This is a genomic window from Bacteroidales bacterium, from assembly GCA_031275285.1.
Classification (GTDB): Bacteria; Bacteroidota; Bacteroidia; order Bacteroidales; family UBA4181; genus JAIRLS01.
Map to the genome: position 1 here is coordinate 14699 of JAISOY010000071.1, position 22586 is coordinate 37284.

The window sequence follows — 22586 nt, forward strand, 5'->3', positions numbered from 1 at the left end:
ATCTCAATTTTTTTTTCCTGCTGTCAATTCATGAAAAACATCTTCCAGCGTTTTTTCATGTTGCTGCATTTCCAATACAGCCATTTTTCTTTCTACTGCCAGTTGAAATAAAGAAGTACGTATATCGATATCTTTTTGACCATAAATCAACCACTTGTTTCCTTCCAGCTTTATCGCCTTTTTTACTCCGTGAACCTCCAATAAATCTGTTTCAGTGACCGGTGTACTGAACTCTACCGTCACTGTCTGTCCGTCATAAGAATTTTCTTTCTGTACGTCTTTTACAGCAGCATTAGCAACAAGTTTACCTTTATTGATGATAATAGTACGTTGACAGATAGCTTCCACTTCCTGCATGATGTGGGTGGACAACAGCACTGTTTTAGATTTTCCAACTTCGGAAATTAAGGTCCTTATTTCAATGATTTGATTTGGGTCAAGCCCTGTTGTCGGTTCATCTAAAATTAATACTTCCGGATCATGGATCAATGCTTGTGCCAAACCGACGCGTTGCCTGTACCCTTTTGATAAAAAACCGATTTTCTTATGTTGTTCCGATACTAATCCCGTAGCCTCAATCATTTCTGTGACCCGCCCTTTTATTTTTGAACCTAATTGGTACAATCCGGCGACAAATGTCAGATATTCCCTAACATACATATCCAGGTATAACGGATTGTGTTCCGGGAGATACCCGATACTCCTGCGGACCTCTTTGGATTGCTTTTGAACATCGAATCCGTTCACTGTTACTGATCCTGATGTTGCAGAAATATAGCCACATATAATTTTCATGACTGTAGATTTCCCCGCACCGTTCGGACCTATGAATCCAACAATTTCTCCACTATTTATGTCGAATGAAACCGCATCAACCGCGGGTTGATCCCCGTACATTTTTACAAGATCCTGTATAACAATCGACATATCTTTTTTATAACAAAAATAAACAAAACGTTGATTACGACAAAATAAAGAGTGGATAAAAAATAATCGGCAATAACACATGATAATATTATTGCCGACTACCTTTTACACAATACAGATACCCTACCTGTAAACGTAAATCACTAGAAAAAGAATTATTTTATATTATTCTTCAGTCTTTGATTCGATTTCTTTCTGAGGATTAGCACTACCGCTCTCATCTTTGGTTGCTTTCTTGAATTCTTTCATTCCTTGCCCAAGACCTTTCATTAATTCGGGAATTTTTCTTCCTCCGAATAAAAGCAATAAAGCAACAACTATAATAACGGCCTGCCACGGTCCGATCATCCCCAATAAAACATAAAGGTTCATCATGATGCTATTTATTATAAATTACGCAACAAATATACACATTAATATTGGATTATTTTATATTAAATAATAATAATCTTGATCGTTATCCGGATTTATTTAATAAAGAACCGGATAATATCATTTCCGTTGGCTACCAATAATAATCCTAAGAGGATCAGCATTCCTGTAATCTGGGCATACTCTAAAAACTTATCGCTGGGTTTGCGTCCTGTGATCATTTCATAAAGAAGGAACAGGACGTGTCCTCCGTCAAGTGCCGGAATGGGCAAAATATTCATGAAAGCGAGAATAATGGAAAGGAAGGCGGTTAATTCCCAGAATGATTGCCAGTCCCAGGTTGCAGGGAAAATATTTCCGATGGCCATAAATCCGCCTAATTGCTTTACTCCTTCTTTGCTGAAAAGAAGTCCTAAGCTTTTTACGTATTTTATCAATCGGTCAATGCCAAAACTGATCCCTTCCGGAAAAGATTCCCAAAAACTATATTTAATATGTTTTGCGTTCAGGATAGTTTCTGGTTTTTGCGCATATACCCCAATGGTGCCTTCTGCGGTTACTTCCATATTTACAGTTTGTTCCGATCCATTCCGTTCAACAGTTAAATGGATGGGTTTTCCGGGATTGTTTTTCACTTCCTTTACGAAGAGGTCTGCCGTGATTGTCGGCACCTGATTTACGGCGACAATACGATCTCCGGATTGCAGTCCGGCTTTCTCGGCAGGTGATCCGGATACTGTCTTGTCAACCACCCATGGGTAATTCAGGAAAGCAAATCCCTGCTCTTCCGCAGCAAGATACTGATTGGAAAAGTCGGATGGCAGAACGACATTGACCATTTGTCCGTCCCGTTCGACCGTCACATTTTTGGCTTTTCCGATAATAATTTCATTGAATGCATCCGGTATCAGTTCGTAGGTATTGCCATCAACAGAAATGATCTTATCTCCGTTTTGGAATCCGTTCTTTAATGCGGTTTCACAGAATTGATAACCATAAGTTGCATGTTGCATGGGAATATATTTTTTGCCCCAGACAAACATGATCATGGAATAAATAAATAGTGCCAGCACAAAATTTACCACTACTCCTGCAACCATGATCGTTAATCGTTGCCATGCCGGTTTTGACCGGAATTCCCAGGGCTGAGGAGGTTGTGCCATCTGTTCTTTATCCATAGATTCGTCGATCATACCGGATATTTTCACATATCCGCCTAACGGTAACCAACCGATGCCATATTCGGTTTCTCCCTTTTTAAATTTGAAAAGAGAAAACCAGGGGTCAAAAAACAAGTAAAATTTTTCAACGCGAACCTTAAATAACTTAGCGAAAAGAAAATGCCCCATCTCGTGTGCAACAATCAGGATGGAAAGGCTAAGCAAGAATTGCGCAGCTTTAATAAGGATATCCATTAATATTTATTTTGGTAAGAGGTGTTCTAATACTTTGATCGTTTCATGATGTGTTTCCTGTAGATCTTTTAATGTCGGTTGTTTGATGTAGGTAATTTGCGACATGGCTTCTTCTACCCGTCTTGAAATATCTGTAAAACCGATTTTCCCTTTTAAGAATGCATCTACAGACATTTCATTGGCGGCATTCATTACACAGGGAACATTGCCTCCGGATTTTAAGGCTTGAAATGCAAGATCCAGTAAAGGGAAGCGGTTAAGATCCGGTTGTTCAAAAGTTAATGAAGGGTATTGTGAAAAGTCGAGGCGTGGAAAAGCCGATTCCAGCCGCTGTGGGTAGGAGAGGGCATATTGGATGGGAACCTTCATATCCGGGATGCCCATTTGTGCCTTTACGGACCCATCAACAAGCTGAACCATTGAGTGGATGATGGATTGCGGATGTATCAGCACCTCGATCTTTGCAGCCGGAATGCCAAATAACCAGTAGGCTTCAATAACCTCCATCCCTTTGTTCATCATTGTAGCAGAATTGATAGTGATGATATCTCCCATGCTCCAGGACGGATGTTGTAAGGCGTCATCTTTAGTTACGGAAGCCAGGTCTTCAATTTTTTTTGTCCTGAAAGGACCGCCAGAGGCAGTAAGTATTAACTTATCAATGGCGTTGTATGGTTCACCTTGCAAACATTGAAATATAGCAGAATGCTCCGAATCAACCGGCAATAGTGGAGCCCGGTGTTTTTTTGCAAGAGTGGTGACCAATTCACCTGCAACCACCAATGTTTCCTTATTGGCCAATGCGATCGATTTGCCGGCTTCAATGGCTTTGATCGTGGGTAATAATCCACTGAATCCGACCATTGCAGTTACTACCATATCAACAGAGGGTAATGCTACAGACTGGCATATGGCGTCATATCCGGCAAATACTTTGATCGGATGTGATGAGAGTGCTTCTTTCAGGTATGGATAATGTTGTTCATTCCCGATAATTACCGCATTAGGTTGAAATAAAACTGCTTGCCGGATTAATGTATCCACCTGGTTGTGCGCAGTGAGTATTTCTACCTCAAATGCCTCCGGATGTGCTGCTATGACATCCAGCGTTTGAGTTCCGATAGAACCGGTTGAACCAAGAATGGCAATCCTTTTTTTCATAGGTGTCAGAAAACGATAAAATCCTCCGGATTAACGGGTTTTCCACTTTGCCACATCTCAAAATGAAGATGAGGTCCGGTGGTTAAGTCTCCGGAATTACCGATAATGGCAATTGCGTCGCCGGCTTTCACTACATCTCCCGATTTTTTAAGTAAACTGGCATTGTGCTTGTAAACGGATAAGATATTGAATGCATGCTGTACCTGTATCACATATCCGGTTTCTACCGTCCAGGCGGCCATGATCACCGTTCCGTCCAATGTGGCTTTCACCACCTGATTTGGGGAAGCGACAAGATCAATCCCCAAATGATTATTTTTCAGATCAAATTTGCTGGTGATCAGTCCCTCTATTGGTTTGAAGAAATGTATTTTTGAAATAGATTCTTCTTCAGAATAAGGGGATGTTTGAAGTACAAAATTGAATTGTTCTTCTTCTTCAACATGCTTCCGTAAAAGCGAATCCTCCTCGGAACGGGTGAAAGAAATATTGTTATAATCCGGGTTCGTATTATCGGATAAAGATTCGGTTAATTCCGGTTCCTTTCCGGATATTATGGCATTTATTGTGTTAAAATACCGGTCACGCAGATGAATTTCATATTCAAGGGAATCTAGCATTAAGACATTGGATACCAGTCTATTTCTCATTTCCTGAGTGGGGTATCCGGGAACCATCTCACGCATAGGGGTGAACATGACCAACGCTATGGATCCTCCTACCAGCAAAATAAAAATAGTCCCTATGATCGAAAGTATATTGATCAGCGTAAAGCGTACATGCCATACTTCTTCGAAATTACTATCGTTGAAAAATACCAGGCGATAGGTATGTTTCAACTTGCGGAATATTTTCTTTCTTTTACTTTTTGGCTTATCAGGCATATAACATTCTATGAAACGGCAAATATAGTGAAAAAGTGTGTAAGCTCATCCGCTAGGATATTCAGTTTTTATGAACGACGAATTTTCTGGTTACTTGTTTCCCTTCTATCATTATCCGGATTATATAAATGCCGTCAGGGTAGTCGGATACGGAAATTGAAAGATCATCTTTAGCCGGGAGGTGATGGTACATTGTCTTTCCGGATACATCCCATATTTCTATATGGGTGATCAATTTATTATCAGGAGATTGTATGTGGATGTATTCGTTTGCAGGATTAGGATATATCTGTATGACCGGCATATATTTCGAAGAAGAAGCCGAAGTGATATCATCGGGAGAGACATCAATGATTCCGCAGACTTCTGTCGAAATCTCACCGAGCCATCCGGCATTGATATTCACAGCAGTATAAATTTTAATAAAATCTATTCCTTCCAGTTCTACCGGATTCCCGTGTTCATCTACCGCCCAGTCAATATCAAAAGCATTGCCACCGCTTCCTTCCAGAAGATCGAATGTTTTCGGATTATCAGGAAGATAGGGCGGCCCCATATTGGTAAAGGGACGATTGTCTGCATAACCGTATGCTAATGGTTTGATCCGGACAAACTGGGGGTTGCTGTCATTGATGTCCAGACTTACCAGTGTGCCTGAAAAAGTAACTTCATCTCCGGGATATTCCGGAAAATTATCTATCGAAGGATAATAGGCCTGTGAATGGGCCGGAACGGTTTTGACAAATCCGGTAATTCTTTCACTGTCTGTCCAGGGAACATCTGCAGGCTGCAGTGGATTGTAATAGGTAATGGAGTAGTGATGGATGGTGCTCAAAGAATCATAACTGCTCCCTTTCAGTTCATACCATGTATCGTCAGGCAAACCGTTTCCGTTTTCGTCTTTCATCACCATGACGATACCCGGTTCGGACGAATTGCTTACGGCGTTTCCGATCACGGTAAAGTCAACGCCATAAGGGTTATCCGGATCATTCCAGATCGTATGGTCAAATCCGACAATAATGTATCCGCCGAAATTACCCAGAGAGACCATTCCGCTGGTTCCGCCTACAATACTTTCTGCTGCTTCGCTTGTGCCAATACCGGGAATATTAATAAATTGTCCCGGAGCCGGTTTATATTCTATGATACAGTTGATATAAGGGTTTTTCCCTTTTTCGGCATCTCTTCGTTCCTGCCATTTATCGGGTGTTTGCGCACAGATAACAGGTGCAAAGAGGAATATTGTAATAAAAAGGAAAAATAATCGTCGGACTGCAGTGATCGGCATTTGAATCAATTCGAAGTTTTGGCTTTGATATTATCCAAACAGAAAAAAGCAGGCGTATTCATGCCAAAAGGGCTGTTATCGCTTGAAGACAGGGAAAACTCCAGCCTGGAGATAGCACTGTTTCCGGGGATATCAATGGTTACCCATTTATCTAAAACAGATGTTCCTTCTGCCAGGAATATTTCCCCTGCAGTCTCAGGTATACCCTGGCCTTTGCTATCGTATGCCTGGTAACTTAGTTTGAACCAATCGCCTTCTTCGAACTTTTTTGAGTAATCACTACCATCTTTGATCAATAAAGCTGCTACTGTGGTATTAGCTACATCAAAAGAAAGTTGTTGGACGGTTTGTGAGAAGGTAATGCTCAATTTATTTACATATATTTCAGGATCTGTTTCATCGGGCATGGAAACATATGCTATCGCAAACTTATTGTTTTCCGGATTATTACTGGCATAAACGCTGTATTGATTTTCCCAGTCTTTATTTTCCATATCATCCATTTGGGAAAATGCAAATCCGCTCCAGGAAAAATATTTCTCATCATAGATGTTGGGGAAAGAAATAATATCCAGGATAAAGGTTTCCTCCTCGGCTTTGTTGATATAATTCTCTCCGGAGGGGAAGACAATGTCCTGAAAATGAATGACGACATCCCGGAGGGTATCTTCATCTTCGTCTTTGCACGAGACCGAAAAAGCAATGATCAATGCCAGAAAAAGCAGACTGAAGCGTGAGTATATCATGATATAATTATATATTTAGTAGCACAAATGTAGTGATAAAATACGAAACGGATTACTCCTTTTAACAGGAGTAATCCGTTTCATGATATCGTTTGCCGTTCTGAGAAAGTCCGGCGACTTATATTTTTAGATCAACATCAATGCCACGCAAGCGATCACAACAAAACAAATGGTAAACAAACGTAACTTTTTCATATCTACTCGATTCTAAATACCCTAAACTATTAATTCAACACTCTATAACATTATACGCCCAAGTAATAAAAAAGTTTCAAAAAATGTTAGCTTTTGTCGGAAGACGTTTGCCTGTTGTATTTTTTGAAAAAACTTTTCCATTTCATCACCACGACACCCCAAAAGGCTTCGTTAAATATGCCGCCGCTCATTTTGGATGTTCCGGCTTTACGGTCACAAAAAATAATAGGTACTTCCATTAACCTGAAACCGTATTTCCAGGCGGTAAATTTCATTTCGATCTGGAAAGCATAGCCTTTGAAGCGTATCTGGTCCAGGGGAATTGTTTCAAGTACTTCACGTGTATAACACTTAAAGCCGGCCGTAGTGTCATATATTTTCATCCGGGTGATAAAACGAACATATTTGGATGCGCAATAAGACATCAAAACCCTTGACATAGGCCAGTTGACTACATTTACTCCGGTAACATAGCGGGAACCTATGGCCAAATCCGCTTTGCCTGATGTGCAGGCATCATGTAACAACAGCAAGTCATCAGGATTATGGGAAAAATCGGCATCCATTTCAAAGATATAATCATATTTGTATTCAAGAGCCCATTTAAAGCCTGCAATATATGCGGTTCCTAATCCTAATTTTCCTTCCCGCTCCAATAAAAATAATAGATTTGGAAACTCTTCCTGAAGCCGTTTTACAATGCCGGCAGTTCCGTCAGGTGAGTTGTCGTCCACAATTAAAATGTGAAAATCGCGGGGTAGGGAAAATACTTTCCGGATCATCCGTTCGATGTTCTCATTTTCATTATATGTGGGTATTACGATAATGTTCTTCATTGTTTATAAACAATTCCGGCTTCTGCCATTCATGTGTGTTTGTGTATGTAATGGTTTTATTTTTGATGCATCGGTAAGGGCAGAGTGAATATTTTCATATATCTTTGCAAAGATGTTGGAAATCATTGAAAGATACAAACCAAAAATTCTTAAAAACATATAAATTAAGTCGATCTCTTCAGTAAATGAAATACAAACTCAAAATTCAGGAGAAGACTCTGAAGGGAAGCGTTCGTCTTCCTTCATCCAAAAGCATCTCTAACCGACTGTTGATCATTCAGGCATTGAATCCTGGAAAAATGGACATTGTTGGTTTGTCGGATAGTGATGATACAAGGGTCTTACGGGATGGATTGATGTCAACCTATGAGACGGTTGATGTCGGCCATGCAGGTACTTCCATGCGTTTTTTGACGGCGTATTTTGCTGCGACAGGACAAGCCAAGATACTTACCGGATCGGATCGAATGAAAGAAAGACCGATTGATGAACTGGTGGATGCATTGAACCAGCTGGGTGCCGACATCCGTTATCTGGAGAAAAAAGGTTTTCCTCCGATACAAACATCAGGGAAACCGCTTTCGGGGAATACCGTCAAGATAAGCGGGAGCATCAGCAGCCAGTTTATTTCCGCGCTTTTGTTGATCGCTCCGGTTCTTCCCAACGGACTTACCATCAACATTACAGGTGATCCGGTATCATCATCTTATGTGAAGATGACCCTGAACCTGATGCAGCAGGCCGGAGTTGAAGCACAATGGAAAGAACAGTCCATATCTGTTGCTCCGCAGCCGTATCATTTATCTTATATAGAGTGTGAACGGGATTGGAGTGCTGCATCCTACTGGTATGAAATAGCATCTTTAGCCAATGATTTCGAATTGTTTCTCGAAGGAGTTGCCAATACGAGCATCCAGGGTGATGCTGTCGTATCACAGATATTTGATGCCCTGGGCGTTAAAACTACCTATACGGAGGGAGGAGCTTTGCTGACCAAAGGTCCATGTACCCAGACGCGATTTATTTTTGATTTTATCAATGCCCCCGATATTGCCCAGACGATGGCTGTTTGTTCATGCTTAAAGACTATTCCTTTCCGGTTTTCGGGGGTGAAGACTTTACGAATAAAAGAAACAGACCGGATCATGGCGCTTCAGGACGAGTTGTCGAAACTGGGGTTTTTCCTTGAAGAAACCAAACCGGGTATCATTGAATGGGATGGGAAATACATGATCCCCCAAAATGACATCACTATTTCTACTTATCACGATCATCGCATGGCGATGGCTTTTGCCCCGGCAGCTATTGTTTTTCCGGGAATCCAGATTGAAGATCCGGGAGTGGTAACTAAATCCTACCCTACATTCTGGCCGGATCTGGAAAAGATCGGATTTAAAATAGAAGAAATAGATTAAGAATAAGTCTGAAAGTTTATAAAGTTTGAAAGTTGAAAAGTAAGAATGTTCATAAAGTCAGAAAGTGAGGGTTTGAAACCCGTTTTTCCAGCATATTATCTCATTTTTTAATTCATTTATCGTTCAAAGTTCATCATTTATTGATTTTCAATCATCCATTCTCAATTCTCCATTTTCCATTTTCAATTCTTCCCACAGTTTATTCCACAAATATCCAGATTGCCGTACCCATTCCTGAAACTGACCTTCTTCTTTGATGGGTGAGGCTTTTATTTCCATTAATTGGTCCAGATCAAAGGATGAAGCCAGTATTACTTTTCCCGTTTGCCAAGCATCGAATGCATTTAACTCTTGTTCCGCATGCGCAGGAACGATCAATACAGGCTTGTTCAGGTACAGGGCTTCCGACACCGATTCAAATCCTGCTGTTCCGAAAAAAGCGCGGCAAGTTTTCATCATCCCGATGAATGACTCATCATCCAGTTGATGAAAAAATAAATTAGGATGAGGGGAATAGATTTCGGGCATATCGGGTTTATCCCAGAATACGTGGATGCAAACGTCCGGATGTTTGCTGTGCCATTGGATCACCTCTTCCGAAAACCCGTGATTAAGAAGGTAGCCCAATAGGAAAGGCTGTGTCTCAACATCAGCGTTTAGTACCTCATTGCGTAATAATGGAGGGAAAACAATTAGCTGTTGGGAAGTGTGATCAGGCATTTGACTGAAAGACAGGGCAATGCATTTGCTAGCATTGATGGAACAAAGCCGGGTGTAACATCGGAGCATTCGTTGGGTGAATGACGGTTTTCTACGGAAAGCATAGTCCGGATGCTCAAATATGAACTGATGGGCCACACAGACCATGGGTACCTGCATTTTATAACGGTTGTATACCAATCCTCCCAGTAATTCATAAAAGTTAATGACGATATCCGGATTCACTTCATGGATACGTTCGGAAATAAAGCGGATACTGTTGAAATAAGCTTTCCTTTTTTTTCGTTTTAAGTGATGAATAAAACTCCTGAAGATCAAAAAATGCTTATTGTCTTTTGTTTTCAGGAAATTGGGACTATCATATGTCCGGATAAGATTTTCGAAATGTTTTGTAAAAAAATCGGGAATTTTTCGCATTTCGCTGTATCCGAGCAATACTTCAACGATTTGATGTCCTCCATGCCGTAATATATCCGATAAAGCAATGGACTGGGTCATATGTCCCCGTCCTTCACCCTGTACGATAAAGAGAAAACGCATTGATCAGGATTTATCCGACCCCAGGGTCATTTGAACTGCTTAAACGTCCATTCCTGTGATTTTTCCCATTGCTCCGGATAAGTCCAGTGTCCGGTTTCTTCGACCAGAAATAAGGTCCTGGGGGCCTGGATCATATTGTAGGCAGCATACATGGATGTCGGAGGGCATGTAACATCATTGTACCCGAAAGAATAAAAACCTGGAACTTTTAATTGCCGTGCGAAATTCACCACATCATAATATTTGGATGTTTCTACTTTATTGGGAGTGTTGTTGGCCTTGTTGGCATCGTTGAACATATGCGGCCATCCCCCGGCACGTCCGTTCAGGTATCCGGTCAGATCACATAAAGCGGGATAGAACGACACCAATCCTTTGATCCGGTTGTCAAGTGCCGCTGTAACAATGGCCAGTGCACCTCCCTGGCTTCCGCCGGATACGACAATATTATTGCCGTCGAACTCCGGTAAACTGAAAATGAAATCAACCGAACGGACACATCCCAGATACACCCGTTTATAGTAATATCGGTCCTTATCATCCAGATTGTAGCCCCAGTATCCATCCAGAGCACCTCTTCTCAAAGCGTCATATAGGGTAGCCTCCATATTGACTGGGATACCGTGTATGCCTATCTCGAAAGTGATGGCGCCTCTTTCCGCACTACCTACATCACCATAATAAGGACGTACTCCCGCCCCCGGGACCTTTAATATGGCCGGATATTTTCCCGGAGCTTTCGGGACACATAGAATACCATACAAACGGGAATACTTAAAATTTTGCAGGTTGACATGATATACGTTGACTTTTTCCGTACAACGTTCCGGGATCAGGGTCAGCCGTGCATCCATCGGTATCTTTGCCAGGTCGCTTTTTGCTTTATCCCAGAATCCGATGAAGTCCGAAGGAAGGGTAGTGGTAGGTTGAATACCTTCCGGATTAAAGGCGGCTGTGGCCAATCCTTCATAGTTTTTCCCCTCGTATTTTGCATATACCCTGCAACGCAGGAAACCGGGGTTTTTCATCGTCCCGCCGTCAATCGTGGTTTTTCCGTTTTTTAAGACCTGGGTTTCTTTTTTTTGAGGCGGCATCATATCGGGACCTACTTCATAGCTGATTTCTATATTCTGAAGAAGGACGTCGTTTTTGGTGACTGTTACCTCAAATTTTACCTTTTCCCCGGGTTGATATACCCAATCGGGATGTTCCGGTGCAATATTTACCTTGATGAATTTTTCTCCCGGTTGTGCAAAGAGAGAAGCGGAACAGAGCATGAACCACCCTGTCATGAAAATGATAAAATTTCTTCTTGTCAGCATCTTATTCAATTTTAAGCACTCAGTGCTATTTATTATTTATTAAGTGTCACTTATTAAGTGGATTACGTTCGGAAAAATACAATATTAATTGTTTTATATTATTTATAAGGTGAATCGTATGATTATTATTGACGGCTTACTGATGCAAAACTATAAAAATATTGCTATTGGACAAGGAATCCCGGGAAATAACCGTATCAACGGATGTATATGATCCTATGGTCGATCAGGATAAAGACAACGCCGATCAGTACCGAATAAAAGATATACCAGACCATCGGAACATAAGATCTGGGAGAAATGCCCAGTTTATAGTAATTGTACCACATGAGTACAAATTTTTCAAGTATATGTATTAACCCGGATCCCAGTGCGATCCCTACTATCCCGTAATATTGTACGAAAAAGAGGGAAGCGGCAACATTCAGGATGATTTCCAGAATAGAAGCCCACATGAGGATATTGGTTTTTTTTAGCCCGATGAGAATGGTCTGCGGAAACACAATGCGGCTGATGATCATTAGCTGGTATACCATAAAAACGTCTGCGCTTCGCACGAATTCTTCATTGAACAGGAACCTGAAAATAACATTGCTGAATATCATGATAAGAACAGACAGCGGATAAAGGATATGCATCAGCCGGAGGGACTTTTCTTTTATTTCCGCCAGTATCCTGGGTATATTCTTTTTTATGGAAAATTCGGGAATCAATGCATTATGTAACCCTGAAGTCATCATGACCACAAAAGGCAGTTCTTTACAACCGTATCGGAAAACGGCCACATTTTCGGCGTCAAATGCGAGCGACGCGATAACACTGTCGATATATTGTGTAGATCCGCTTAACAGCGCACTTAATATGATCGGATACCCGACATACAGGTTGTTAAGAATGAATGGTACGGATATTTTGAATTCGGCATACAGGCATAAAAGCCGTATCAGGTATAATAATTTCAGGAAATTTACCCCGATGAGGCCCCAGAAAGCAGCTTCGATACCGTATCCCAACATGACCGGGATACAAACGGCGAGAATCTGGAGTACTGTTGAAACGATCCCATACCAGAAAATATGTAAAGGTTTATCCTGTATCAAATAAATGTGTTCGATGAGCGGGGATACATTGCTCAGTATAAAATAAATAAATACCAGATGGGGAAACGGGATTTTTGCTCCGGCCGAAAATCCGAGATTGACATTTGAAATCAATAAGATAAGGAAAGCAAATCCTATACTGAAAATCGATAACAGGATGAATGCATTGAATATTTCGGGGGATTTGCCGTCTGTCCGCTTATGTTGGACGAAAGCCATGCTTCGTTGGGAAAGCGGCAGGAAAGACTGGAGAATGCCCGTAACCCAAAAAAAACTAAGCGCTCCGCAGGCGATAAATATAATTTCCCAATCCCCGATATCTTTTTTGGAAAGCGGTATTTTAGTAAAATAAATACTGATGATAAAAAAACACAGGAAGCGCAGAAACTGGAAAATCTGAAGTGCAGAGACCTTATTTATTTTAAAAGGGAATGCCACAATTATTTATTTCTCGTTTTGTTGGGTGATCACAAGAACAGGTGTGTATGTTATTTTATCGGAAATTTTCAAGCACAACAAACACAAAATCATATTTATTGAAATAATAATCCTACAAAGATAATGAAGAAATTTACTTCAATCATTGCAAAGATCAAAAATAATCATTTATCTTTGCAGCCGAAAATGGTGGATGTAGCTCAGTAGGTTAGAGTAGCGGATTGTGGTTCCGTTGGTCGTGGGTTCGAATCCCATCTTCCACCCAAAAGCACCGGAAAAAACGGTGCTTTTTTGTTGGATATGTTTGTTCGTGATTTTGCGAATTTTTACAACACTCAATCTGTTTGTTGTGAGGGCTTTGTAAAAGTTGCTTGTGGAGTTGCAAAGAAATGGGCCCGGAGAGAAATACCGGATTCATTTTTATATATTTTTTCTTTATTTAATTACGAACCATTATTTTTGTATCCGGCAGGAAAGATTTTTTAATGGGACTTAACCAGACGATACTGTGATAGAAAAAAAATATGTTGAAACTCCTTTGATGAAGCAATACTATAGCATTAAAGGAAAACATCCTGATGCAATACTGTTGTTCCGGGTAGGGGATTTTTATGAGACTTTCGGTGATGATGCCATCCAGGCAGCGGAAATATTGGGCATTACGCTTACACGCAGGGCCAACGGATCGGCTTCTTCTGTTGAGCTGGCAGGATTTCCTTATCATGCACTGGATACTTATCTTCCGCGGCTGGTCAGGGCCGGACAACGAGTGGCCATCTGCGAGCAGCTGGAGGATCCTAAAGCGACAAAAAAGATCGTGAAGCGCGGGATCACCGAGCTGGTAACCCCCGGGGTGGTGTTGAACGACCAGGTACTGGATAATAAGGAGAATAATTTCCTGGCCTGTGTCCATGTGGAAAAGAATATGGCCGGAGTGGCATTCCTGGATGTTTCTACAGGAGAATTTCTGGTAGCGGAAGGGCAACAGGAGTACATAGACAAATTACTGAACGGATTTAATCCGAAAGAGGTGCTGGTGGAACGCAACAAACAAAGTTGGTTCAAAGAGGTTTTCGGTACCCGTTTTTATATATCGGTTCTCGAAGACTGGGCTTTTGTGGCGGATACGGCCAGGGAAAAAATGCTGGCCCACTTCAAAACCATGAACCTGAAAGGGTTCGGTGTCGACGATCAGGTGGCCGGCATAACGGCTGCGGGAGCCATCCTGCAATACCTGGATATTACCAGGCATGAACAACTGGGACATATCAACAAAATATCCCGGATCGATGAAGACACCTATGTGTGGCTGGATAAATTTACCATCCGTAACCTGGAATTACTGTATTCTTCGAATGAAGGAGGACGTACGCTCTGTGAGGTCATCGACCGTACTTTATCGCCCATGGGTGCGCGGTTGCTGAAACGTTGGATATCCCTTCCCCTGAAAGATATCCGTCGGATCAATGAACGTTTGAATGTGACGGAATATTTTTACCAGCATCCGGATATTACCGGATCCATGGGTGAATATATCCGGCAGGTGGGCGATATGGAACGCATCATCGCTAAAGTAGCGGCGGGTCGGATCACACCCCGGGAAATGTTACAATTGAAGAATGCCCTGGGACTGGTGATACCGATCAAAGAGATATGTACTGATTCGAATAATGAATCGCTGATGAGGATCGCTGATCAGCTCAATCCCTGTGCATCGATCCGTGAACGTATTGAACGGGAATTGAATGAGGATCCTCCGACGGCAGTGAATAAAGGGAATGTCATAGCAAAGGGAGTATCGGCCGAGCTGGATGAACTGAGGTATATTCAGCACTCCGGGAAAAAATACCTGACAGAATTGCAACAGCGCGAAATAGAACGGACCGGTATTACATCTTTAAAAGTACATTTCAATAATGTATTCGGTTATTATATCGAAGTTCGTAATACCCATAAGGATAAGGTGCCTGCTGATTGGATACGTAAGCAAACACTGGTGAATGCCGAGCGTTACATCACGGAAGAACTGAAAGTATATGAGTCGAAGATACTGGGTGCCGAGGAAAAGATCATGGCCCTGGAAACAGAACTGTTTGCAGGGCTGGTGGGAGCAGTGGTGGAATATATCGCCGCCATTCAGCTCGATGCCTCATTGATCGCCCGTTTGGATTGTTTGCGTTCATATGCGCAGGTGGCTGTGGACCAGCAGTATGTAAAGCCGGTCATTACCGAAGATGACAGTATCGATATCAAACAGGGACGCCATCCGGTCATTGAAGCTTTTTTGCCGCCGGACAACCCGTTCATTGCCAATGATGTGTACCTCGATACTACCGAACAGCAGATGATCGTGATTACGGGTCCCAATATGTCGGGTAAATCGGCCTTGTTACGCCAGACGGCTTTGATCGTCCTGATGGCGCAGATCGGCGGCTATGTGCCGGCAAAAAGCGCCGAAATCGGTTATGTGGATAAAATTTTCACCCGGGTGGGTGCCTCCGATAATATTTCGCAGGGGGAATCCACATTCATGGTAGAGATGACGGAAGCCGCCAGCATCATGAACAACTTGTCCCCGCGCAGCCTGATCCTGCTGGATGAGATCGGGAGGGGAACCAGCACCTATGATGGTATTTCCATTGCCTGGGCTATGGCCGAGTACATCCATGAACATCCCACAGCCAAAGCGAAGACGTTATTTGCGACACATTACCACGAACTGAATGAGATGGAGAACAGCTTTCCACGCATTAAAAACTATAATGTGGCAGTGAAAGAACTGAGCGATAAAGTTATTTTCCTGCGTAAACTGACCAGGGGCGGAAGTGAACACAGCTTCGGTATCCATGTGGCCAGGATGGCCGGAATGCCTAAGAGTATCGTATCCCGCGCCGGTGAAATACTGAAGGAACTGGAATCGAATCATGAAACGGGAGGAGTAGCCAAGCCTATTGCCGATCTGGGACAGAAGCGGGAAGGATACCAGCTTTCCTTCTTTCAGTTGGATGACCCTGTACTGAAGCAGATCAGGGATGAGATCAAGAAAACCGATATCAATAATATTACACCGCTGGAAGCGCTACAGAAATTAAGTGATATCAAAACTTGGGTAGGGTTGAAATAAGTACATAGTGCTATTTGTTGCTCTTTAAGTTGCATTGATTACGTTGTATCATGCGATATTAATTGACATTACTTAATTAACGCCAATGCTTTTGGTATAATCTTCTTCTTTTGAATGAAACTGTTCTTCCCGGTGTGAGCAGTATCTATTGATAAAATATCCGGGACGTTTTTTGGTTTCGTTGTAGATAATGCCCAGGTATTCGCCGATGATACCCAGTGCCAGCATAATGAACCCGCCTACCAGCAGCAGGATACACATCAGGGAGGGATAACCTCCCACCGGGTCACCCCAGACCGCTGCTTTGATAAAGACAATGACCAGATAGATGAATGCGGCAACGGAAGTGACCAACCCGGCAATGGACACCAGCCTCAACGGTATGACGGAAAATGAGGTCAGTCCCTTTATCGCCAGATTGACCAGTTTCAGGTAATTCCACTTGGTACAACCCGCCAAACGGGCATTCTGTTCATAATATACAGCCTTCTTGCGGAAGCCGATGTAAGAGAACAAACCCTTCATGTTGCGTTCCGTTTCTTTCAGCTCGCGCAAAGCCATGATGGATTTGCGGCTGAACATCCGGAAATCGCCGGTGTCTTTCTGTACCGGAACTTCCGACAATACGCCCAGGAACCGGTAATAGGCCTTTGATGTCCATTTTTTCATGCGCGTTTCCCCATTGCGGCTCTTACGGCAGCCATACACGTCATCATAACCTTCCATGATCCCGGAGAGCATTTCAGGGATCAATTCCGGCGGGTGCTGCAGGTCGGCATCGATGATCAGCAATATGTTTCCCCGGATGTAATCGATGCCTGCACTCATGGCGGTTTCCTTTCCAAAATTCCGCGACAGGTCGATATAGCTTACACGCCGGTCGTGGTCATGCAAAGCATGGATCATGGCCAATGAGCCGTCTGTACTTCCGTCGTTGACAAACAGGATCTCCGAAGCACAGGGCAGCCGGTCCAGTACCGCCGATAGCCGGGTGTAGCATTCATGCAGGCATTCCGCCTCATTGTATACAGGCACGAGCACGCTCAGCAGCGATGCCTCATTCGTTGGATCCGATCTTTCTTCTGATAAGTTCATAGTCATCTCTTTCACGGATTACTACCAGAGTTTTTTATTCATTCATGTTTTCCCGTTCTTCATTTTGTTCCGGCATACTTTCATTGAGCAATTCCCGGAATTCTTTTTTTAAGGTATCGCTGTCTTTCCATGCATAGGTACGGTAATGGGCATAGCCGCCAAGATACAACAGATAGCAGACCACAACAGCCATCATCCATTTTTTGCTGTGCACCGACATTTTTTGTATCCATTGTACCCCATACCACGCGATAATAAAGAATATACCCACCGAAGGCAGGTATGCATAACGATCGGCTATGATGGAAAAACGGGACATAGCGATCACATGTAGCATGAGTGATATGTTGACCAGGAAAAAAAGAAGCCCGAAAATAACCGGCCAGTCCTTACGTTTGAGTATTTTGATAAAGAATATGATCGCTGCTGCAATAATCCCCGGATAGATGAAAAAACGAACCGGAAGGGGAAGTCCCGGAGCTATCGGGAAAGGATATAGATATAGTAAGTTTACCGGGAAAATCAATTTACCCAGATATTCCAACACCGAATAGCAGGCAAATACCATCCTTTGGCCGAAAGGATAACCAGCCCAACGATCTATGGTATGTCCACTTTGGTTAGCGTAAGTACAAAGACCGGCAAAAAGGGCAAAAAGAATGAAGGGTAATTTTTCAAGCAGCAGGTATCCCCATGATCTCTTTTCGATGAATGATTTTTCCGGATCCTCGCCACAAGGAACAGATGTGCGGCCAAGCAGCCAGTCCAGAAGCAACAGGGTGGCAGGCAATACAACAGACTGTTCTTTACTGCCGAAAGAACAAACAAATAATAACCATGCCCCGATATAAAGACCGCTTTTTCCCGTACGGACATAGCGGATATAGGATAACATAGCCAATAGGACAAAGAACGTATAAAGCGGAATTTTCGAGGCGCTGATCCATGCAATGCTTTCTACATTAAGCGGATGGATAGCAAATAATAAAGCAGTGAAAACGGATATGCGCCGGGCGGTAATGGTGTCGGTACGATGATGTATCAGTTGTTGTATCAGTATCAATACCAGACAACTGTTGATCATATGCAACAATAAGGGATAAAGGTGATACACCATGGGATTATACCCGAATGCCGCATAAATAGCCATATAGACCACTTCATTAATAGGACCGTACTGGGTCACGAAAAATTCGGTAAAAACTGCTTTTAGATTATCCCATGTAAAACCAAAAATAGTGTAATGGTTCATTACCATCCAGCCATCGTCCCAGCCCCGTTGAAAGTCAAGCCCAAGAACAGGGAAATATACCAGCAGGATGGTAATACATACTCCAATATATGGTAATGCATTAGTGAATAGTCTTCTTGGCATAGGTTATGATTTCTTTGATGTTATTGGGGTGGGTGGACGAAATGTTCCGGGCAGTCATATCAGGAAATACCACACAGGCATAAGGCATTCGCTTAGCGTCAATCGCAGGAAGTAATGTATCGGCGGTCCCGTAAACAGGACAGCTAAGTCTGGTGCGTTCCCGGAAATAATAAATATCCTTAGGTTCGTTGGCTGCTATGATTACAAAAATCCTGTTATCGCCAATATATTCCCCGGCATGGCCAATAGCTTCGGCAAAATCGGCTTCAAGGCAGGAACAGGTATTGGGTGGGAACCTGAAAAGAATATACGCTGAATCCGCAATTGTTTTTGCCAGAGAATTACTTTCATTGTTCTCATCAAATAAATTGATGTTGTTCACAGTATCTGCTAAAAGTTGATGCGTCGGATTTGTATCTGAAAATAGCCTCCAGTCCTGTTTTAACATTAAAGGCAACCCTATCAGGATTGTTAATACGCTTAATCCTATGAAAAGGAATAGTTTTCTATCCATCATATTACATTTTCAGATCAAATAAAACAATTACGGGGTTGTCCCCTTCTTTCCAATTGACCAGCTCTTTCCTCGATTTAAGGATTTGAAAGTTTAGTTCATTTTCAGGGTCAAAATCAACCACACTGAAAAAATATTTCCCAGTGCTTCCTTTTGCTTCAGTAACTCCGAGAGTTACGTAATAATCAACTACTGAAATTGAACAGGCTGATTTTGTGTGTTTATTGTATAATAGAGAATTACGATTAGCCCCCCTCATACATCCAATCACAATGTAATTGTCTGTTTCATAGATGTATACATTTTCAATGAAATATTCTTCCTCAGTCATTACTTTTGTACGTTTATAAGGATCTTCCCGTGACCATTTCTCAATAATATTCACAGGTGGCTTAAGTAAATTTTTGATGCCAATCATTGGAAAAACACCCTCATTATTTATGGAGTATATAATTTCGGAAAATTTTGGAGAATAATATGTCCTGTTCGGAGAATAATAAAAACTATACGTACTAAAATTTAATAAGCCTAAATCATGTAAAAATTTTTTGTTTTTTAATAAAAATTCTATTTTCCTATCCACTATATCATAAGCAGCCAGGTTCGCAAACATTTTCCCGGACTCCCAAAGTTTAGACCAGTACATTTTATTTTCTACTAAACAGAAATTCGACAGATAATAATCTGTTTTAACATCCCGCAGGTATTCTCCCGTCGAATTAAAGATCAGGAATTTTTTCCCGAAATGATCAAATATGTATATGTCGCCATTATTCTGAATGTCAAAATCTTGGAAGCTAATGTATTCTCCGGGACCTTTCCCTTTCCGTGCAATCTTAAAAATAAATTTTCCTTGCATGTCGAAGACAAATAATGCCATGGCATTGTCAAAGTCTGCAACATAGATTTGATTGTTCCTGATCAGTACCTTACTGGGATGTCCTATAAAACATTCCTTGGATGTTTCCAATGGAATATATTGAATATGATTAACATTTAAGGGTGCCACTTTAGCTGAGTCAATATCGATAATGATTGGAATATCTTCTAAGGAATACTCAGGTAATTCCTGATTGATACATAATTGTATAAACAAGAACGAAAGAATTAAAAAAAACATTATTTTCTTCATTTTCTGTTTGGTATGATCATTTGTATTCTAAACTTACCTCCGATTTTGTTTCAGAAAATTTGAATCATATCATTAATAGACTTAAAGTCAATAGAAAGAAATATATCCCTGTTCATTATTATATTTCCAGATCAAAAATAACAACAACAGGATTATCCCCTTCTTTCCAATTGACCAGCTCTTTCCTCGATTTGAGGATTTGATAGTTTTGTTCATTTTCAGGGTCAAAATCAACTACACTGAAAAAATATTTCCCAGTGCTTCCTTTTGCTTGGGTACTTCCAAGGACAGTGTAATAATCGGATGCTAAAATTGTACAGGTATGCTTGGTGTGTTTATTAAACAATAGAGAACCTTGCTTGGCCCCTCTTACACATCCAATGGATATATAGTCGTCTGTTTCATAGATATATATATTTTCAATGAAGTATTCTCCTTCAATCATTTGTTTTATATGCTTATGGGGATCTTCATCTTTCTGTGACCATTTTTTTATGACGCTTGCAGGTGGTTTAAGTAAGTTCTTAATGCCGATTACAGGAAATACCCCTTCATTATTTATAGAGTATATAATTTCAGAGAATTTTGGAGAGTAATAAATATTGTTCGGAGAATAATAAAAACTATACGTACTAAAATTTAATAATAAATCAGATAAAAATTTTTTATCTTTTAATAAGAATTCTGTTTTTCCATTCACTATATCGTGAACAGCTAGATTAGCAAACATCTTTCCGGATTCCCAAAGCTTGGACCAATACATTTTATTTTCTACTAAACAAAAATACGACAGATAATAGTCTGTTTTTATCTCACGCATGTATTCTCCTATAGAATTATATACAAGGAATTTCTTTCCGAATACATCAAAAATGTATATATCACCATTAACCTGAATATCAAAATCACGGAAACTGATGTATTCACCAGGACCTTTTCCTTGTCGTGCGATTTTAAAAAGGAATTTTCCATTCATATCAAAAATAAATATTGCCATGGCTTTGTCAAAGTCTGCGACATAGATTTGGTTGTTCCTGATCAATACTTTATCGGCATATCCTATAAAACATTCCTTAGACGTTTCTAATGGAATATATTGAATATGGGTAGCTTTTAAGGGTGCTAACTTAGCCGAATCAATATTGATAATGATTGGAATATCTTCTAAGGAATACTCAGGTAGTTCCTGATTGATACATGATTGTATTAACAAAACTGAAAAAACTAAAAAAAAGATCATTTGTTTTATGTTCATATGGAGGTATGTTAATTGTTTACATAAGAAGACCCTTCTATGCCCCTTTTTCTTAGGGTAGCCCCACTTCTATAAAAAGAATATTTTCTTTTTATAGAAGTGCATTTTTCATAGAAGAGTCTCTTTTAAAGTTAATCTGGTGTAAAACAATTTTCACCTGTATTTACCCATGTGCCAGGAGTACAGTCGTCTGTACCTCCAGGATCACAGGATTGCTTAGAAGTAATTTTGTACTTTTGACATATTTCTTTGCCTTTTTGCACGGGAGCATCAAATACTGGATCTGTTATTACTATCTTCCTGTAGTATTTGTCATTTGCGGTTCCGATACAATCACCTGGCCATGAACTGGTACAACTGACCGATCCTGAGCCTGATCCCGAACTTGATCCTGATCCTCCGGAAGAGCCACTGGCAAGTATTTCCGGATTCAGGTTTTTGTTGCCTTTAATCCCATGTCCTGTCAGTGCATTTTCGACGGATAATCCGGTAATAGCCAAAGCTAAAAGTACACCCAGTATTTTCATGTTTTTATTCATGTTCAAAATTTTATTGGTTCATATATTTCCACAAAGCCTTATAAGCTTCCTATGACAGTGGAAAGGCCTGAAACTGTCGCCCTGTTATCCGGAATTCATGCGGATTTTCCGGTAGGGCAAAATAAACTGCCCGTGTAAACTGTAACAGCCTGTGATTACGAAAAAGAATAGCTTTTCGATAAAGGCTGGT

19 protein-coding genes and 1 tRNA gene are annotated in these 22586 nt (G+C 41.2%); 3 read left to right on the plus strand and 17 right to left on the minus strand.

Going from position 1 to position 22586, the window contains the following annotated elements:
* Nucleotides 1-3: 3 nt before the first annotated feature.
* The 8 genes from gldA to LBQ60_07245 form a co-directional block, all read right to left on the minus strand.
* Complete coding sequence (gene gldA / locus LBQ60_07210) at nucleotides 4-927, minus strand: gliding motility-associated ABC transporter ATP-binding subunit GldA (GenBank protein ID MDR2037694.1); 924 nt, start codon at nucleotides 925-927, stop codon at nucleotides 4-6.
* A gap of 165 nt (nucleotides 928-1092) precedes the next feature.
* Entirely contained in the window at nucleotides 1093-1299 is a 207-nt protein-coding gene (locus tag LBQ60_07215) for a twin-arginine translocase TatA/TatE family subunit (protein MDR2037695.1), read from the minus strand.
* A gap of 95 nt (nucleotides 1300-1394) precedes the next feature.
* On the minus strand, nucleotides 1395-2714 hold the full coding sequence (gene rseP / locus LBQ60_07220; GenBank protein MDR2037696.1) for an RIP metalloprotease RseP: 1320 nt from the start codon (nucleotides 2712-2714) through the stop codon (nucleotides 1395-1397).
* A gap of 6 nt (nucleotides 2715-2720) precedes the next feature.
* A complete protein-coding gene (locus LBQ60_07225) occupies nucleotides 2721-3875 on the minus strand; it encodes a 1-deoxy-D-xylulose-5-phosphate reductoisomerase (protein ID MDR2037697.1) in 1155 nt (384 codons plus the stop codon).
* A gap of 5 nt (nucleotides 3876-3880) precedes the next feature.
* Nucleotides 3881-4759 (minus strand): M23 family metallopeptidase, encoded by an 879-nt coding sequence (locus LBQ60_07230; protein MDR2037698.1) that lies wholly within the window; start codon nucleotides 4757-4759, stop codon nucleotides 3881-3883.
* Nucleotides 4760-4820: 61 nt separating this feature from the next.
* Complete coding sequence (locus tag LBQ60_07235) at nucleotides 4821-6050, minus strand: T9SS type A sorting domain-containing protein (GenBank protein MDR2037699.1); 1230 nt, start codon at nucleotides 6048-6050, stop codon at nucleotides 4821-4823.
* Between the two features lie 5 nt (nucleotides 6051-6055).
* On the minus strand, nucleotides 6056-6796 hold the full coding sequence (locus LBQ60_07240; GenBank protein MDR2037700.1) for a DUF4465 domain-containing protein: 741 nt from the start codon (nucleotides 6794-6796) through the stop codon (nucleotides 6056-6058).
* 281 nt (nucleotides 6797-7077) lie between these two features.
* The gene (locus tag LBQ60_07245) at nucleotides 7078-7827 is read right to left on the minus strand and encodes a polyprenol monophosphomannose synthase (protein ID MDR2037701.1); all 750 of its coding nucleotides are present in this window, start codon (nucleotides 7825-7827) and stop codon (nucleotides 7078-7080) included.
* Nucleotides 7828-8012: 185 nt separating this feature from the next.
* Here LBQ60_07245 and LBQ60_07250 point away from each other — a divergent pair, with 185 nt between their 5' ends.
* Nucleotides 8013-9242 carry a 3-phosphoshikimate 1-carboxyvinyltransferase gene (locus LBQ60_07250; GenBank protein MDR2037702.1) on the plus strand — a complete coding sequence of 410 codons (1230 nt, stop codon included), beginning with the start codon at nucleotides 8013-8015 and terminating at the stop codon, nucleotides 9240-9242.
* Nucleotides 9243-9389: 147 nt separating this feature from the next.
* Here the strand turns inward: LBQ60_07250 and LBQ60_07255 are convergent, their stop codons facing one another.
* The 3 genes from LBQ60_07255 to LBQ60_07265 all read right to left on the minus strand — a co-directional run bounded on the left by LBQ60_07255 (nucleotide 9390) and on the right by LBQ60_07265 (nucleotide 13362).
* A complete protein-coding gene (locus LBQ60_07255; protein MDR2037703.1) occupies nucleotides 9390-10502 on the minus strand; it encodes a glycosyltransferase in 1113 nt (370 codons plus the stop codon).
* Between the two features lie 26 nt (nucleotides 10503-10528).
* A complete protein-coding gene (locus LBQ60_07260) occupies nucleotides 10529-11794 on the minus strand; it encodes an acetylxylan esterase (protein MDR2037704.1) in 1266 nt (421 codons plus the stop codon).
* Between the two features lie 227 nt (nucleotides 11795-12021).
* Entirely contained in the window at nucleotides 12022-13362 is a 1341-nt protein-coding gene (locus tag LBQ60_07265; protein ID MDR2037705.1) for a polysaccharide biosynthesis C-terminal domain-containing protein, read from the minus strand.
* A 188-nt stretch (nucleotides 13363-13550) separates the two neighbouring features.
* On the opposite strand from LBQ60_07265, the gene LBQ60_07270 reads away from it, so the two are divergent.
* Together LBQ60_07270 and mutS are read left to right on the plus strand one after the other, a co-directional pair.
* Nucleotides 13551-13626: transfer RNA gene (locus LBQ60_07270), tRNA-His, on the plus strand.
* Nucleotides 13627-13903: 277 nt separating this feature from the next.
* Nucleotides 13904-16486: a DNA mismatch repair protein MutS gene (mutS, locus tag LBQ60_07275; GenBank protein MDR2037706.1), complete on the plus strand. Its 2583-nt coding sequence runs from the start codon at nucleotides 13904-13906 to the stop codon at nucleotides 16484-16486.
* Nucleotides 16487-16558: 72 nt separating this feature from the next.
* Here mutS and LBQ60_07280 read toward each other — a convergent pair whose 3' ends face one another.
* From LBQ60_07280 to LBQ60_07305, 6 genes are all read right to left on the minus strand, one after another.
* The gene (locus LBQ60_07280) at nucleotides 16559-17581 is read right to left on the minus strand and encodes a glycosyltransferase family 2 protein (GenBank protein MDR2037707.1); all 1023 of its coding nucleotides are present in this window, start codon (nucleotides 17579-17581) and stop codon (nucleotides 16559-16561) included.
* Nucleotides 17582-17615: 34 nt separating this feature from the next.
* A complete protein-coding gene (locus LBQ60_07285) occupies nucleotides 17616-18956 on the minus strand; it encodes a hypothetical protein (protein ID MDR2037708.1) in 1341 nt (446 codons plus the stop codon).
* Nucleotides 18934-19473, minus strand: a complete 540-nt coding sequence (locus LBQ60_07290) for a hypothetical protein (GenBank protein ID MDR2037709.1) — start codon at nucleotides 19471-19473, stop codon at nucleotides 18934-18936. Before LBQ60_07290 ends, LBQ60_07285 begins: the two co-directional genes overlap by 23 nt.
* A 1-nt stretch (nucleotide 19474) precedes the next feature.
* Nucleotides 19475-20566 (minus strand): 6-bladed beta-propeller, encoded by a 1092-nt coding sequence (locus LBQ60_07295; protein MDR2037710.1) that lies wholly within the window; start codon nucleotides 20564-20566, stop codon nucleotides 19475-19477.
* Nucleotides 20567-20720: 154 nt separating this feature from the next.
* Nucleotides 20721-21857: a 6-bladed beta-propeller gene (locus LBQ60_07300; protein ID MDR2037711.1), complete on the minus strand. Its 1137-nt coding sequence runs from the start codon at nucleotides 21855-21857 to the stop codon at nucleotides 20721-20723.
* 131 nt (nucleotides 21858-21988) lie between these two features.
* Entirely contained in the window at nucleotides 21989-22396 is a 408-nt protein-coding gene (locus LBQ60_07305; protein ID MDR2037712.1) for a hypothetical protein, read from the minus strand.
* Between the last annotated feature and the right edge of the window lie 190 nt (nucleotides 22397-22586).